Source organism: Catenuloplanes indicus (assembly GCF_030813715.1).
Classification (GTDB): domain Bacteria; phylum Actinomycetota; class Actinomycetes; order Mycobacteriales; family Micromonosporaceae; genus Catenuloplanes; species Catenuloplanes indicus.
The window spans coordinates 2,551,970-2,567,745 of sequence record NZ_JAUSUZ010000001.1; the positions used below are offsets into that span (position 1 = coordinate 2,551,970).

Genomic DNA, 15,776 nt, shown 5'->3' on the forward strand with positions numbered 1-15,776 from the left:
GACATGTTCGCACCGGGCGGCCGTATCGGGGGATCCCCCGATACGGCCGGTGTCCTGAGCGGCCGGTGGGTCAGACGTTGAAGCCGAGCGAGCGGAGCTGGTCCCGGCCCTCGTCGGTGATCTTGTCGGGGCCCCACGGCGGCAGCCAGACCCAGTTGATCCGCACGTCGTTGACCAGGCCGCCGTCCGGGCCGCTGAGCAGCGCGGTACGCGTCTGGTCCTCGATCACGTCGGTCAGCGGGCAGGCCGCGGACGTCAGCGTCATGTCGAGCGTGGCGACCTTCTCCGCATCCACGTAGACGCCGTAGATCAGGCCGAGGTCGACGACGTTGATGCCGAGTTCGGGGTCGACGACGTCCTTCATCGCCTCCTCGATGTCCGCGACCAGCTTCGGGTCGACGGCCGCCGGGGCGACCGCGACCTCCGAGGCCGGCACGTCCGACGTGGTGGACGCGGGAACGGTCGCGTCGTAGATCGACGCGGGGGTGTCAGGAGAGGTCATTGCAGTGAACCTTTCAGGCAGCGGGTGTGGTCACGGCCACGCCGGCACGCGCCGCCGCGTCCTTGAACGCCATCCAGGGCAGCAGCGCGCACTTCACGCGCGCCGGGTACTTCGCGACGCCGGCGAACGCGACGCCGTCACCGAGCAGTTCCTCGTCCGGCTCGACCGTGCCGCGCCCGCCCATCAGGTGCGCGAACGCCGCGTGCACGCGCGCGGCCTCGTCCGGCCGGCGGCCCTGCAGCAGCTCGTGCAGCACGCTGGCGGACGCCTGGCTGATCGAGCAACCCTGCCCGTCGTACGAGATGTCGGTGAGCACGCCGTCCGGGTCCACCGCGACGCGCATGGTGACCTCGTCGCCGCACGTGGGATTCACGTGGTGCGCCTCCCCGGCGAAGGGGTCACGCAGCCCGCGCCCGTGCGGGTGCTTGTAGTGGTCCAGGATGATCTCCTGGTAGAGCCCGTCAAGCATCGCTCGCGCCCCTCAGCCGAATATCTTCCGCACCTGATCGAGGCCGCGCACGAGCGCATCGACCTCCTCGGTGGTCGTGTACAGGTAGAACGACGCTCGGGTCATCGCCGGAACGCCGTACCGGGCGCAGACCGGGCGCGCACAGTGGTGGCCGACGCGCACCTCCACGCCGAGCGAGTCGAGCACCTGGCCGACGTCGTGCGGGTGCACGCCGTCGAGCGCGAAGGAGAGCGTGCCGCCGCGGCCGACCGGCGTCTCCGGCCCGAAGATCCGAAGACCCGGAACGGCCAGAAGAGCGTCCAGCGCGTACGCGGTCAGCTCCTTCTCGTGCCAGGCGATGGCCTCCATGCCGATGCCGGTGAGGTAGTCCACGGCCGCGCCGAGGCCTACCACCTCCACGATCGGCGGCGTGCCGGCCTCGAACCGCGCCGGCGGTGCCGCGAACGTGGACCCGCCCATGGACACGGTCTCGATCATCGAGCCGCCACCGAGGAACGGCGGCATCGCGCTGAGCAGCTCGTACCTGCCCCACAGCACGCCCACGCCGGTCGGGCCGCACATCTTGTGCCCGGTGAACGCGATGAAGTCCACGTTCAGGTCCTGCACGTCGACCGGGATGTGCGGCGCGGCCTGGGATGCGTCCAGCATCACCAGCGCGCCGACCTCGCGGGCCCGCGCGGTGATCGCGGACGTCGGGTTGATCGTGCCGAGCGTGTTGGAGACCAGCGCGTACGACACGATCTTGGTGCGCTCGTTGACCAGCTCATCGAGCGTGTCCAGCTGCAGCCGGCCCTGGTCGGTGATGGAGAACCAGCGCAGCGTCGCGCCGGTGCGCTCGCAGAGCAGCTGCCACGGCACGATGTTGCTGTGGTGCTCCATCTCGGAGATGACGATCTCGTCGCCCGGACCGATCCGGAAGCGCGGGTCGTCGGCGCGCTCGGAGAACGAGTACGCCACCAGGTTGATCGACTCGGTGGCGTTCTTGGTGAACACCACCTCGTCGACGCTCGGCGCGTTGATGAAGCCCGCGACCTTCGCGCGGGCCCCCTCGTACGCCTCGGTCGCCTCGGTGCCGACCGTGTGGACGGAACGGGACACGTTGCCGTTGTGCCGCTCCAGGTGCGCCTGCATGACCTCGAGCACCTGGCGGGGTTTCTGCGACGTGTTGCCGCTGTCCAGGTAGACCATGCGGTGACCGTTGACCTCACGGTCGAGGATCGGGAAGTCGGCGCGGACCTTCTCCACGTCGAACCGGGGCTTGTCCTCGTACTGGGGCATGCCCTGCGGAATCGCGGCGGTCGACATCAGGCTCCTCCGGCGATCAGATCGCGGCCGCGCCGGCGCCGGCGACGTACCGCTCGTAGCCCTCGGACTCCAGCTTCTCGGCCAGCTCCGGGCCGCCCTCCTCAACGATCTTGCCGTTGACGAAGACGTGCACGAAGTCCGGCTTGATGTAGCGCAGGATCCGGGTGTAGTGCGTGATCAGCAGCAGGCCGGTGTCGCCGTTCTCGCGGACCCGGTTGACGCCCTCGGAGACCACCCGCAGCGCGTCCACGTCGAGGCCGGAGTCGGTCTCGTCGAGGATGGCGATCTTCGGCTTGAGCAGCTCCAGCTGGACGATCTCGTGGCGCTTCTTCTCACCGCCGGAGAAGCCCTCGTTCACGTTGCGCTGGGCGAACGCCGGGTCCATCTGCAGCCGCTCCATCGCGCCGCGCAGCTCGCCGGCCCAGGTGCGCAGCTTCGGCGCCTCGCCGTCGATCGCGGTCTTCGCGGTGCGCAGGAAGTTCGCCACGGACACGCCGGGGACCTCGACCGGGTACTGCATGGCGAGGAACAGGCCGGCGCGAGCCCGCTCGTCCACGGTCATCTCCAGCACGTCGACGCCGTCCAGCGTGACCGTGCCACCGGTGATCTCGTACCGCGGGTGGCCGGCCAGCGAGTAGGCCAGCGTGGACTTGCCGGAGCCGTTGGGGCCCATGATGGCGTGCGTCTCGCCCGACTTCACGGTCAGGTCGACGCCGCGCAGGATCGGCTTGAGCTCGCCCTCGGGCAGCTTGACCGACACCTGGAGGTCGCGGATCTCGAGGGTGCTCACGGCTTCTTTACTCCATTGCTCGGATTCAGGTCGACGTAGATGTCCCCGTCCCGGATCTCGACGGGGAAGACGGCCACCGGCTCGGTGGCGGGCAGGCCGGTGGGCTCGCCGGTCCGCAGGTCGAAGCGCGAGCCGTGCAGCCAGCACTCGAGCGTGCAGCCGTCGACCTCGCCCTCGGAGAGCGGGATGGTGGCGTGCGAGCACTCGTCGTGGACGGCGTGGAACTCGTCGTCGTCGGTGTGCACGACCGCGAGCGGGACGCCGTCCACCTCCACCGAGATCGCCGTTCCCTTGGCGACCTCGGTGGCGGCTGCCACCCGTACCGTTGCAGGCATTTATGCCCCTGTCTTGGCGAGCCGGGCCTCGATGGCGTCGCCGAGCCGCTCCCGCAGGTCCTCCACCGGGATCTTGTGCAGGATCTCGGCGAAGAAGCCGCGGACCACCAGACGGCGGGCCTCGGCCTCGGGGATGCCCCGGGCCATCAGGTAGAACAGCTGCTCGTCGTCGAAGCGGCCGGTGGTGCTGGCGTGCCCGGCGCCGGCGATCTCACCCGTCTCGATCTCCAGGTTCGGCACCGAGTCGGCGCGGGCGCCGTCCGTGAGCACCAGGTTCCGGTTGATCTCGTACGTGTCGGTGCCGGTCGCCTCGGTCTGGATCAGCACGTCGCCGACCCAGACCGTGTGCGACTCCGCACCCTGCAGCGCGCCGCGGTAGCCGACGTAGCTGCGGCAGTCCGGCACGCTGTGGTCGACGAGCTGGCGGTGCTCCTGGTGCTGGCCGTTGTCCGCGAAGTACAGGCCGTACAGCTCGGCGTCGCCGCCCCGGTCGGTGTACTCCACGCTGGTGAACTGCCGGACCAGGTCGCCGCCGAGCGTGACCTGGGTGTGCACGACGCGCGCGTCCCGGCCGAGGCGGATCTTGAGATGCTGCGCCTGGACCGCGTCGGACGCCCAGTCGGCGACCGTGACGAGGTTGAGCCGGGCGCCGTCCGCGATCACGACCTCGACGTTGTCGGTCAGCGTGACCGAACCCGCCTGCCAGACCACCAGCGAGGCCTCGGCGAACCGGCCGACCGTGATCTGGGTACGTGCCGCGTGCAGCCCCTCGGCGCCGGTGCCGGTGATCGTCACGACGGCCGGCTCCTTGATCACCGCGTCCTTGGCGATCTCGATGAGCGTGACCTCGGTGGCGGCGCCGTAGCCGAGCGCGCTGATCCGGTCGAACGGGGTCAGCACCTTCTCGGCGTCGGTCACCGTCGACAGCGTCACGCCCTCGACCGGGGCCGCCAGCTCGACGGTCACCCCGCCGCTGACCGCCGACGTCGCACCGGCCAGCCCGCGGAGGCGCTTGAGCGGCGTGAACCGCCAGTCCTCCTCCAGGCCGGTCAGCGCCGGGAAGTCGGCAACATCGTAGGAGCGCAGCGCCTGCGACTTGGTCTTCGGCGGCGCTATGGCTTCAGCAGTCATCTCGTCCTAGCTCTTGATCCGGGGAATGTCGGAACTTAACCGACAGCGCCTTCCATCTGCAGCTCGATCAGGCGGTTGAGCTCCAGCGCGTACTCCATCGGAAGCTCCTTGGCGATCGGCTCGATGAACCCGCGCACGATCATCGCCATCGCCTCGTCCTCGCTCAGGCCGCGGCTCATCAGGTAGAAGAGCTGGTCGTCGCTGATCTTCGACACCGTGGCCTCGTGCCCCATCGCCACGTCGTCCTCGCGGATGTCGACGTACGGGTACGTGTCCGACCGGGAGATCGTGTCCACCAGCAGCGCGTCGCACTTCACGGTCGACTTGCTCTGGTTCGAGCCCTCCAGGACCTGGATCAGGCCACGGTACGACGTGCGGCCGCCACCGCGGGCGATCGACTTCGAGATGATGCTGGACGACGTGTTCGGCGCCGCGTGCACCATCTTCGCGCCCGCGTCCTGGTGCTGGCCCTCGCCGGCCATGGCCACGGAGAGCACCTCGCCCTTGGCGTGCGGGCCGGTCATGTAGACCGCCGGGTACTTCATCGTGACCTTGGAGCCGAGGTTGCCGTCGATCCACTCCATGGTCGCGCCCTCGTGGCACACCGCGCGCTTGGTGACCAGGTTGTAGACGTTGTTCGACCAGTTCTGGATCGTCGTGTACCGCACCCGGGCGTTCTTCTTCACGATGATCTCGACGACCGCGGAGTGCAGCGAGTCGGACGAGTAGATCGGCGCGGTGCAGCCCTCGACGTAGTGCACGTACGAGCCCTCGTCCGCGATGATCAGCGTCCGCTCGAACTGGCCCATGTTCTCCGTGTTGATCCGGAAGTAGGCCTGCAGCGGGATCTCCACGTGCACGCCCTTCGGCACGTAGATGAACGAGCCGCCGGACCACACGGACGTGTTCAGCGCCGCGAACTTGTTGTCGCCGACCGGGATGACCGTCCCGAAGTACTCCTTGAACAGCTCCTCGTGCTCCTTGAGCGCGGAGTCGGTGTCGACGAAGATGACACCCTGCTCCTCGAGGTCCTCACGGATCGCGTGGTAGACGACCTCGGACTCGTACTGCGCGGCGACGCCCGCGACGAGGCGCTGCTTCTCCGCCTCCGGGATGCCGAGCTTGTCGTACGTGTTCTTGATGTCCTCGGGCAGGTCCTCCCAGCTGGCGGCCTGCTTCTCGGTGGACCGGACGAAGTACTTGATGTTGTCGAAGTCGATGCCGGTCAGGTCGGCACCCCAGTTCGGCATCGGCTTGCGGCCGAACAGGCGCAGGCCCTTCAGCCGCAGGTCGAGCATCCACTGCGGCTCGCTCTTCTTCGCGGAGATGTCCCGGACGACGGCCTCGGACAAGCCCCGCTGCGCCGCGGCGCCGGCCGCGTCCGAGTCAGCCCAGCCGTACTCGTACTTACCGAGCGCGGCGAGGTGCTCCTCCTGGCTGATCGGCTGCGCGATCTGGTCCGTCATCGATCTGTCCTCACGGTGGAGTTCTTCTTCGTGGTGGTGTTACCTGCGTGCCCGGCCGGAGCCGGGATATGCGTGGTGCAGACCCCGTCGCCGTGCGCGATCGTGGCCAGACGCTGCACGTGGGTGCCGATCAGGCGGGAGATGACCGCCGTCTCCGCCTCGCAGAGCTGGGGGAACTCGGCGGCCACGTGCGCCACCGGGCAGTGGTGCTGACACAGCTGCCCGCCGGTCGCGATCGTGGTCGCGTTGGCAGCGTAGCCCTCCGCGGTCAGCACGGCCGCGAGTGCCTCCGCCCGCGCGAACGGGTCCTCGCCGGCGCCCTCCATGGCCGCCCGGCAGCGCTGCTCCAGTGCGGAGACCTGCGCCTCGGCGAACTCGGTGACCGCGGCCGCGCCGCTGTGCACCGCGATGAAGCGCAGTGCCGCGGAGGCGATGTTGTCGTAGGCGTGCGTGCCGCAGCGCAGCCGGGCCGCGTCGGTGAGCAGGAAGACCTTGGCCGGCCGCCCGCGCCCGCGCGGCGTGCCGGAGGTGTGGTCACGGGTGGTCACGTCGCCGTCGGCGAGCAGCGCGTCCAGATGGCGGCGGATGCCGGCGGCGCTCAGCCCGAGCGCCCGGCCCAGCTCGGCCGCGGTCGCGCCGCCGCGCTCCAGCAGCAGTTGCGTGATCTTGTCCCGGGTGCGGCCGTCCTGCGCGCCGGTGGCCGTGTCGGCCTCCGTCGCGCTCGCGGAGAGCAGCTCCAGGTTTTTCACTACGCCAGTGTTACGTATTTCGGTTCGCACCTGCAAACCACCCCTCCGGTGACCCGCGCCACCGGGGTGAACACGCGTCTACGACGCTGCGTAGGATTGGCGTCCGTGAGCCAATCGTCCGTGATCACGCCCGCGCCGCCCACGTCCGATTCCGGAGCAGCCCGGAACATGGATCGGTGGTTGCGCGGGTTCGGCCTGGCGTCCCTCGTCGCGAACGTCGGCATCGTGGTCACCGGCGGCGCGGTCCGGCTCACCAAGTCCGGCCTCGGCTGCCCCACCTGGCCCCGGTGCACGGACGAGTCCTACACCACCACGCCCGAGATGGGCATCCACGGCATCATCGAGTTCGGCAACCGGCTGCTCACGTTCGTGGTCATCGCGATCGCGATCGCCGCGCTGCTCGCCGCCGTCCTGGAACGCCCCCGCCGTCGCCGCCTGGTCACGCTCGGCCTGGTCACGCTGCTCGGCATCCCGCTGCAGGGCGTGATCGGCGGCATCACCGTGCTGACCAATCTCAACCCGTGGGTGGTCGGCCTGCACTTCCTCGGCTCGATCTTCGTCATCACCACCGCGTACCTCTTCTGGCGCCGCACCGTCGACCGCCCGGTCAGCAGCGCCCCGCCACGCCCGCTGCGCCACCTGGCCTGGATCACCACGCTGGTCAGCCTGGCCGTCGTCATCGTCGGCGTGATCGTCACCGGCGCCGGCCCGCACTCCGGCGACGGCGGCGCCAAGCGCAACCACCTCGACCCCGAGCTGATCTCGCAGCTGCACGTCGACCTGGTCATGCTGCTGATCGGCCTGTCCGTCGCGCTCTATTTCGCCGCCCGGATCGCCGGCGCACCCACCCGCCCGGCGATCATCCTGATCGTGGTGGAGCTCTCCCAGAGCGTCATCGGCTTCGTCCAGTACTTCACGCACCTCCCGGTCCTCCTGGTCGGCGCCCACATGCTCGGCGCCTGCCTCGTCTGGATCGCCACCCTCCACGCCCTGCACGCGACCCGCAGCCCCGACAACGCCTAAGGCCGGATTCCCCGCTTGCGGCGCGGTGCGGCCCGCATGCTCGGAGCGGGCGAACCGCGCGGAGGCCTCCGACTCCGCCGGCGCTCCGCTCCGGCCGCCGCGACGCAGCCGGTCCCGCCGCCGGTCACCGGAAAAACGTCACGCGGGAATCGCCTGCCCTAACGGGTGATGTGCGCGGCCACGGCCGCCGCGAACCGGCCGGCGGCGTCCTGATCGAAACCGAAGAAAAGGGACGGTTCGGTGAGTTCGAGCTCGACCACCACCGGGTCGCCGCCCGGCCCGGGGAGCAGGTCGACGCGGGCATAGAGGAGCCGGCCGGTGCCGCCGGGAATCGCGGCCAGCGCACGCTCCGCGACCGCCCGCTGGGCCTCGGTGGCCACCCGCGGGTCGATCTGCTCCTGCTTGTAGAGCCCCTCGACGCCGGTGTCCGGCCCGGCCAGCATCGGTCCCTTGCGGATCGCGTGGCTGTACGCGAGCGCGCCGGTCGCCGGATCCGTGAAGAAGAGCAGCGCGGTCTCGCCGTCCGTGTCCACCGCGGTCAGGTAGGGCTGCACCATCACCAGCCGGGCCGCCGCGAGCAGCCGCTCCACGTGCAGCTCGGCCAGCTCACGGTGCTCCGGGTCGCTCAGGTCGTAGCGGCCCGCGTCCACGCTGCCGGCGCCGACCGCGGGCTTGACCACCCACTCACCGGCCGCCGGCGGCGTCCACACGTCACCGCCGCCGATCCACTGCGTCTCGGTGACCGGCACGCCGGCCGCCGCCAGGTCGCGCAGGTAGGTCTTCTCGGTGTTCCAGACGACCACGTCGGCCGGGTTGAGCAGGCCCGGGACGGAGGAGACCCAGGCCAGGAAGTCGGCCCGGCGCTCGGTGTAGTCCCACGGCGAGCGGAGCAGGACCCGGTCGTACGCCGTCCAGTCCACGGTGGGGTCGGTCCAGACGACCGGCTCCGCGGTGATCCCGGCGGCGGCCAGCGGCGCGAGGATCAGGCGGTCGTCCGGCTCCAGGTCGGGAAGGGAGGCTGCGGTGACGACAGCGACCCGGGCCGGGGCCCGGGTCGCGGTGTCGTCGAAGGGTCGGGTTGTCACATCAAAGATGGTGCTAGAGGTTGCGGTGCTGCCGCGCGCCGGGGTCAGCGCGCCATCACGCTGCCGGGATCAGCGCGCCATCATGCGACGGCCCATGGACCGCCAGAGGTCGTTGCTGGGCCGCATCTGCTCCATCAGCTCGCGCTCCCACTCGTTCTCCACCGCGACGCCGGCCTTCTCGCAGGCCTGCCGCGCCGTCTTGGTGTCGGAGGCGAACTGGTCCGCCCACTCACCGTCCTCGCCCACGAGAACGATGCGGGCGCCGCGCTTGCCGACGTACTCGACGACCGCTTTCGCACCGCCGTGCCCTGCGGCGAAAGAGCGGATGCTGCCGACCAGAGCGGTCGGCTGCGACTTCTCGTCGATCGTCAGCGTCGTATCGGAACCTTCTGCCATGAGGGGAAGAGTAGGCAGACAGCAGGTGAAACGCAGGCGTTACGTGGAGTTTTTGTGATGCCTCTAACGAGGGGTTTCAACGTCATTTCTGCCTGCTTCGTCCGGCTTTATCCCAGAAAAACCGGACAAAAAATAAGGACGAAACGGGCGTTCGCCACCACACCACCGAGGTAGCACTAAACGATGCCTATTTCAGGGCGTTTCACCGGTAGATCGACCCGTAAGGCACGCCACGCATCAGCCGTTCGGCCGAAGCGACCGAGGTGACAACCGTTACCGGATGGTGATCAGACCAGCGCGTCGATCGCGACCGCGAGGAACACGATCGTGAGGTACGTCGTGGACCAGTGGAACAGCCGCATCGGCTTCACCGGCTCCCCCTTGGACGCCCGCCGCGCCAGCAGGTGCGCCTCCAGCACGAACAGCGCGCCCACGATCGTCGCCGGCACGCCGTAGATCCAGCTCAGACCGAACGGCCAGGCGGCCAGCGAGGAGATCAGCGTGAGCCAGGCGAAGCCGACGATCTCCACGTTGACCCGCTTGACCGACGCCACCACCGGCAGCATCGGGATGCCGGCCCGCGCGTAGTCGTCCTTGTACTTGATGGCGAGCGCGTAGAAGTGCGGCATTTGCCAGAAGAAGACCACGCCGAACAGCGCCCAGGCCGCGGGCGACAGCGAGCCGGTGACCGCGGCCCAGCCGATCAGCACCGGCGCGGAGCCGCAGATGCCGCCCCAGAACGTGTTCCACGCGGTGACGCGCTTCAGCCAGAGTGTGTAGACCACGTCGTAGTAGACGATCGAGCCGAGCGTCATGGCCGTGGCCAGCCAGTTCGTGGCCAGTGCCATGATCGCGACGCTGAGCGCGGAGAGCGTGAGGCCGAAGATCAGCGCGTTGCGCGGCGAGACTGAGTGGGCCGGCAGCGGGCGGCGCTTGGTGCGCCGCATCACCTGGTCGATGTCCCGGTCGATGTAGCAGTTCAGCGCGCTGGCGCCACCGGCGGCGAACGAACCGCCGACCAGAACCGCCGCCATCAGCCACAGCGACGGCAGTCCGTTTGCGGCCAGCATCATCGCGGGTACGGTCGTGACCAGTAGCAGTTCGACGATACGCGGCTTGGTGAGCGCGACGTACGCCTTGATCACATCGCTGGCGCGCGGCGTGGAGCCCGTAGGACGCTTCACCGACCGGGTCTTCCGCCCCTTGACCGAGGGCAGAACCGGGCGTTCGGTGAGTGTGCTCACGGATTGTCACCTTCCGGCTGGGGCGATGGAGTGACCAGGCGACGACGGACCGCGGAACCAAGGTCACGCGCCATGGGCGACAGCCTATCGGCACCGGATTCGCCGCCCCGCCAGACCCGGCGAGGATGCACGGCGTCACACCGGCACACGCGGATGATCAAGGCGTGTGTCCGCTCACAGCTTAGGTTGTTCCCGCGTTCCGCGGGCGCGTGTTCAACAGCGCTCGCTAGGGTCGGACACTGGAGTAGTCGAAAATCTCATTTGCCGGTCACACCCGAGGAGCACACAGATCGTGGCTGCCACCCCATCCGAGGACAGCGCTCTGAGCTGGTCCGATCTCGACCGTAAGGCGGTCGACACCGTCCGCGTCCTGGCCATGGACGCCGTGGAGAAGTCCGGCAACGGTCACCCCGGCACCGCCATGAGCCTGGCACCCGCGGCCTACCTGCTCTTCAACAAGGTCATGACGCACAGCCCGGCGAACTCGGCCTGGCCGGGCCGGGACCGCTTCGTGCTGTCCGCCGGGCACTCCAGCCTCACCCTCTACATCCAGCTCTACCTGTCCGGGTACGGGCTGGGCCTGGACGACCTGAAGTCGCTGCGCCAATGGGGCTCGCTCACCCCGGGCCACCCGGAGCAGGGGCACACCGACGGCGTCGAGACCACCACCGGCCCGCTGGGCCAGGGCATCGGCAACGCGGTCGGCTTCGCGATCGCGGCCCGCCGGGAGCGCGGCCTGTTCGACCCGGAGACGCCGGACGGTGAGTCGATCTTCGACCACAACGTCTGGGCGATCGCCTCGGACGGCGACATCGAGGAGGGCATCAGCCACGAGGCCAGCGCGATCGCCGGCCACCAGAAGCTGGGCAACCTCACGCTGATCTGGGACGACAACGAGATCTCGATCGAGGACGATACGAAGATCGCGAAGTCCGAGGACGTCGCGGCGCGCTACGCGGCGTACGGCTGGCACGTGCAGGTCGTCGACTGGCGCAAGTCCTTCGACGAGGGCGGCGACTACGCCGAGGACGTCGAGGCGCTGTACGCGGCGCTGGTCGCGGCGAAGGCCACCACGGACAAGCCGTCGTTCATCGCGCTGCGTACGGTCATCGGCTACCCGGCGCCGAAGAAGCAGAACACCGGCAAGATCCACGGCTCCGCGCTGGGCAAGGACGAGGTCGCCGCCACCAAGCAGGTGCTCGGCTTCGACCCGGCGCAGGACTTCCAGGTGGACGACAAGGTCCTGCAGCACGCCCGCGAGGTCGTCGAGCGCGGCAAGGCCGCCGAGGCCGCCTGGCGGGAGAAGTTCGACGCGTGGGCCGCGGCGAACCCGGAGCGCAAGGCGCTGTGGGACCGGATGTCCAAGCGTGAGCTGCCGGCCGGCTGGGACGCCGCGCTGCCGGTCTGGGAGGCCGACCCGAAGGGCGTCGCCACCCGCGCCGCCTCCGGCAAGGTGCTCAACGCGCTGGCCCCGGTGCTGCCGGAGCTGTGGGGCGGCTCGGCCGACCTGGCCGAGTCGAACAACACGACGATGGAGGGCGAGCCGTCCTTCATCCCGGAGGAGTACGCCACCAAGGCGTTCCCGGGCCACAAGTACGGCCGCACGCTGCACTTCGGCATCCGCGAGCACGGCATGGGCGCGATCATGAACGGCATCGCGCTGCACGGCGGCACCCGCGTCTACGGCGGCACGTTCGCGGTGTTCTCCGACTACATGCGCCCGTCGGTGCGGCTCGCCGCGCTGATGAAGCTGCCGGTCGTCTACGTGTGGACGCACGACTCGATCGGTCTCGGCGAGGACGGCCCGACGCACCAGCCGATCGAGCACCTGACCGCGCTGCGCGCCATCCCCGGCCTCGACGTGGTCCGCCCGGCGGACGCGAACGAGACCGCCCAGGCGTGGAAGGCGGCGCTGGAGCACACCGACCGGCCGACCGCGCTGATCCTGTCCCGGCAGAACCTGCCGACCATCGACCGGTCCACGCACGCCTCCGCGGAGAACACCGCGAAGGGCGCTTACGTGCTGGTCGACGCGTCGAACTCGCAGCCGTCGGTGATCCTGCTGGCGTCCGGCTCCGAGGTGCAGATCGCGCTGACCGCGCGGGAGCGGCTGGAGGCCGAGGGCACGCCGACGCGCGTCGTCTCCGTGCCGTGCCAGGAGTGGTTCGACGCGCAGGACCAGGCGTACCGCGAGTCGGTGCTGCCGTCGTCGGTCAAGGCGCGGGTCAGCGTCGAGGCCGCCATCGGGATGTCCTGGCGGCACCTGATCGGCGACGCCGGCGAGTCGGTCAGCATTGAACACTACGGAGCCTCCGCGCCGTACACGGTGCTGTTCGAGCAGTTCGGTTTCACGGCCGACAACGTGGTGGCGAAGGCGCACGCCTCGCTCACCAAGGTCGGCGTCATCACCGGCAACAAGACCGGCAACTGACTTCTGATAGGGGTGTGATTCCGATGACCGATCGGCTCAAGGAACTCTCCGACGCCGGCGTGGCGGTGTGGCTGGACGACCTGTCCCGCGTGCGCCTCGCGTCCGGCACGCTGGACAAGCTCCGCACGGAGAAGCACGTTGTGGGCGTGACCACCAACCCGACCATCTTCGCCAAGGCGCTCTCCGACGCGGACGCGTACGACGAGCAGCTGCGCGAGCTGGCCGACCGCGACGTCACCGTGGAGGAGGCGACGCGCGCGCTGACCACGTACGACGTGCGCTGGGCCGCCGACGTGATGAAGCCGGAGTACGACCGCTCGCAGGGTCAGGACGGCCGCGTCTCGATCGAGGTCGACCCGCGCCTGGCGCACGAGACCTCGAAGACGGTCGCCGAGGCCAAGGCACTGTGGTGGCTGGTCGACCGGGACAACGTGCTCATCAAGATCCCGGCGACGCTGGCCGGCCTGCCGGCGATCACCGCCACGCTGGCCGCGGGCATCAGCGTGAACGTGACGCTGATCTTCTCGCTGGACCGGTACGGCAAGGTGATCGACGCGTTCCTGGACGGTCTGGAGCAGGCGAAGGCGAACGGCCACGACCTGTCGAAGATCGCCTCGGTCGCGTCGTTCTTCGTCTCCCGGGTGGACACCGAGATCGACAAGCGGCTCGACAAGATCGGCTCCGACGAGGCGAAGGCGCTGAAGGGCAAGGCCGCGGTGGCCAACGCCCAGCTGGCGTACAAGCTCTACGAGGAGAAGTTCGGCGGCGAGCGGTGGGCCGCGCTCAAGGCGGCCGGCGCGCACCCGCAGCGTCCGCTGTGGGCGTCCACCGGCACGAAGAGCGCGGAGTACAAGGACACGATCTACGTCGAGGAGCTGATCGCGCCCGGCGTCGTCAACACGATGCCGGAGTCGGTCATCGACGCGTACGCCGACCACGGTGACACCCGCGGCGACACCGTCACCGGGTCGTACGCGGCGGCGCAGGAGGTGTTCGACAAGCTCACCGCGGTCGGCATCGACTTCGACGACGTGGTGAAGGTGCTCGAGGAAGAGGGCGTCCAGAAGTTCGAGGCCTCCTGGGGCGAGCTGCTGGAGGGCCTGGCCAAGTCGCTGGACGCGGCCAAGAAGGGCGCGGCCAACCCGAGCGACGCGGCCTGAGATGAGTGATCTGCTCAGCGGTGGCGCCGAGGCAGCCGCCGGACTTGCCGTCCACGGCGCTCGTGCCATCGATGAGCAGTCACCGGCGTCCGTCCGGCGGGCGCTGGTCGCCGACGGTGTGCCCGGCCTGCTGGCCCGCAAGGACCCCACGCTGTGGGGTCCGGAGGCGGAACCGGCGGCCGCGGCACACCTCGGCTGGCTCGACACGTTCCACCGGTCCCGCGAGCTGCTCCCCCAGCTCGCGGAGCTGTGCGCGGAGCTCGGCGACCTGGACCACGTGGTGCTGTGCGGCATGGGCGGCTCCTCGCTGGCACCGGCCGCGATGGCCGCGACGCTCGGCCGGCCGCTGACCGTGCTGGACACCACCGACCCGGGGCAGATCCGGGCCGCGCTCGGCGACCGGCTGGACACGACCGTGGTGGTCGTGTCCAGCAAGTCCGGCAGCACGATCGAGACGGACGCGCAGCGCCGGGCGTACCACCGGGCATTTCTTGATCTTGGCCGGACTCCGGAGGAGGCCGGCCGGCACTTCGTGGTCGTCACCGATCCGGGCTCGCCGCTGGTCGAGACCGGGCTGGAGATGGGTGCGTTCGTCATCGTGGCGGACCCCACGGTCGGCGGGCGGTTCGGCGCACTGACCGCGTTCGGGCTGGTCCCGGCCGCGCTGGCCGGTGTCGACGTGGCCGAGCTGCTGGACCAGGCGGAGGAGTTCGCGGCCTCGCTCGGCGGCGAGGACGGCAATCCGGCGCTGGCTCTCGGCGCCGCGATCGGCGCGGCCGCCACCGCCGGATACTCCGCGGTGGCGCTGGTCCCGGACGGCAGCGGGCTGGACGGGCTCGGCGACTGGGCCGAGCAGCTGCTCGCGGAGTCGCTGGGCAAGGACGGCCTCGGGCTGCTGCCGGTCGTGGTGGACTCGCCGGACGAGCCGGGCGCGACCGGGCTGGGCGTGCTGACCGTGGCGTACGGCGGGTCGCTCGGCGCCGGCGCGGTGCCCGGCGGCGGGATCGGCGCGCAGCTGGCGGTCAACGGTCCGCTCGGCGCGCAGTTCCTGGCCTGGGAGTTCGCGACCGCGCTGGCGGCCCGGGTGCTCGGCGTGGACCCGTTCAGCCAGCCGGACGTGGCGTCCACCAAGGCGCACACGACGCGGCTGCTGGAGGCGTTGCCCGCGGAGCAGCCCGCGTTCACCGACCGCGCGCTCCAGGTCTTCCCCGGCCGCGCGATCCAGGTCGTCCCCGGCGGCACGATCCAGGACGGTGGCCTCGCCGACGTACTGCGGACCGTCCTGGACGCCGGCGACTATCTTGCCGTCATGGCCTATCTGGACCGTCATGACGATGCGGAGATCGCACGTTTGAGGTCCATTCTGGCCGACAAATCCGGTAAGCCGGTTACCTTCGGCTGGGGGCCGCGCCTGCTGCACACCGCCGGACAGTTCCACAAGGGTGGACCGCCATCCGGCGCGTTCCTGCAACTCACCGGCGTGGTCTCGGACGATCTGGCGATTCCCGGCCGGCCGTACACGTTCGGGCGCCTGCAGGCCGCGCAGGCCGCCGGTGACCGGGCCGCGCTGGACGGCCGCCCGCTGCTTCGTCTGCACCTCACCGACCGCACGGCCGGAATCAATCAACTCGTAACGGCCGCGCAGGCACTGTAAACCTGCTCTGCCTGGCAAAAACTGGGAGGATGGCGG

14 protein-coding genes and 1 pseudogene are annotated in these 15,776 nt (G+C 69.9%); 4 read left to right on the forward strand and 11 right to left on the reverse strand.

The window, feature by feature from the left end; translation table 11 throughout:
* Nucleotides 1–70 precede the first annotated feature (70 nt).
* From J2S42_RS11495 to J2S42_RS11530, 8 genes are read right to left on the reverse strand one after another with little or no spacing between them, the layout of a single operon-like run.
* Nucleotides 71–502 carry a metal-sulfur cluster assembly factor gene (locus J2S42_RS11495; RefSeq protein ID WP_307238390.1) on the reverse strand — a complete coding sequence of 144 codons (432 nt, stop codon included), beginning with the start codon at nucleotides 500–502 and terminating at the stop codon, nucleotides 71–73.
* Between the two features lie 13 nt (nucleotides 503–515).
* On the reverse strand, nucleotides 516–971 hold the full coding sequence (sufU, locus tag J2S42_RS11500) for a Fe-S cluster assembly sulfur transfer protein SufU (protein WP_307238392.1): 456 nt from the start codon (nucleotides 969–971) through the stop codon (nucleotides 516–518).
* 12 nt (nucleotides 972–983) lie between these two features.
* On the reverse strand, nucleotides 984–2,276 hold the full coding sequence (locus J2S42_RS11505; RefSeq protein ID WP_307238394.1) for a cysteine desulfurase: 1,293 nt from the start codon (nucleotides 2,274–2,276) through the stop codon (nucleotides 984–986).
* A 16-nt stretch (nucleotides 2,277–2,292) separates the two neighbouring features.
* Complete coding sequence (gene sufC / locus J2S42_RS11510; RefSeq protein ID WP_307238397.1) at nucleotides 2,293–3,066, reverse strand: Fe-S cluster assembly ATPase SufC; 774 nt, start codon at nucleotides 3,064–3,066, stop codon at nucleotides 2,293–2,295.
* The gene (locus J2S42_RS11515) at nucleotides 3,063–3,401 is read right to left on the reverse strand and encodes a non-heme iron oxygenase ferredoxin subunit (protein ID WP_307238400.1); all 339 of its coding nucleotides are present in this window, start codon (nucleotides 3,399–3,401) and stop codon (nucleotides 3,063–3,065) included. The genes sufC and J2S42_RS11515 overlap by 4 nt, the downstream gene beginning before the upstream one ends.
* Entirely contained in the window at nucleotides 3,402–4,532 is a 1,131-nt protein-coding gene (gene sufD, locus J2S42_RS11520; protein WP_307238402.1) for a Fe-S cluster assembly protein SufD, read from the reverse strand.
* Between the two features lie 35 nt (nucleotides 4,533–4,567).
* Nucleotides 4,568–5,998: a Fe-S cluster assembly protein SufB gene (gene sufB, locus J2S42_RS11525; RefSeq protein ID WP_307238403.1), complete on the reverse strand. Its 1,431-nt coding sequence runs from the start codon at nucleotides 5,996–5,998 to the stop codon at nucleotides 4,568–4,570.
* Nucleotides 5,995–6,738 (reverse strand): helix-turn-helix transcriptional regulator, encoded by a 744-nt coding sequence (locus J2S42_RS11530; RefSeq protein WP_370879378.1) that lies wholly within the window; start codon nucleotides 6,736–6,738, stop codon nucleotides 5,995–5,997. The genes sufB and J2S42_RS11530 overlap by 4 nt, the downstream gene beginning before the upstream one ends.
* 177 nt (nucleotides 6,739–6,915) lie before the next feature.
* On the opposite strand from J2S42_RS11530, the gene J2S42_RS11535 reads away from it, so the two are divergent.
* The gene (locus J2S42_RS11535) at nucleotides 6,916–7,770 is read left to right on the forward strand and encodes a COX15/CtaA family protein (protein WP_307238405.1); all 855 of its coding nucleotides are present in this window, start codon (nucleotides 6,916–6,918) and stop codon (nucleotides 7,768–7,770) included.
* 158 nt (nucleotides 7,771–7,928) lie between these two features.
* Here J2S42_RS11535 and J2S42_RS11540 read toward each other — a convergent pair whose 3' ends face one another.
* From J2S42_RS11540 to J2S42_RS11550, 3 genes and pseudogenes are all read right to left on the reverse strand, one after another.
* Entirely contained in the window at nucleotides 7,929–8,855 is a 927-nt protein-coding gene (locus J2S42_RS11540; protein WP_307238408.1) for an ATP-grasp domain-containing protein, read from the reverse strand.
* Nucleotides 8,856–8,924: 69 nt separating this feature from the next.
* On the reverse strand, nucleotides 8,925–9,251 hold the full coding sequence (locus J2S42_RS11545; protein ID WP_307238410.1) for a hypothetical protein: 327 nt from the start codon (nucleotides 9,249–9,251) through the stop codon (nucleotides 8,925–8,927).
* 287 nt (nucleotides 9,252–9,538) lie between these two features.
* Nucleotides 9,539–10,501, reverse strand: a pseudogene (locus tag J2S42_RS11550) (heme o synthase); the annotation flags it as partial.
* A 286-nt stretch (nucleotides 10,502–10,787) separates the two neighbouring features.
* On the opposite strand from J2S42_RS11550, the gene tkt reads away from it, so the two are divergent.
* From tkt to J2S42_RS11565, 3 genes are read left to right on the forward strand one after another with little or no spacing between them, the layout of a single operon-like run.
* Nucleotides 10,788–12,926, forward strand: coding sequence for a transketolase (gene tkt, locus J2S42_RS11555; RefSeq protein ID WP_307238412.1), 2,139 nt, complete (start codon nucleotides 10,788–10,790; stop codon nucleotides 12,924–12,926).
* Between the two features lie 23 nt (nucleotides 12,927–12,949).
* A complete protein-coding gene (gene tal / locus J2S42_RS11560; RefSeq protein ID WP_307238414.1) occupies nucleotides 12,950–14,086 on the forward strand; it encodes a transaldolase in 1,137 nt (378 codons plus the stop codon).
* Between the two features lies 1 nt (nucleotide 14,087).
* Entirely contained in the window at nucleotides 14,088–15,740 is a 1,653-nt protein-coding gene (locus J2S42_RS11565) for a phosphoglucose isomerase-related protein (protein ID WP_307238416.1), read from the forward strand.
* Nucleotides 15,741–15,776: the final 36 nt, after the last annotated feature.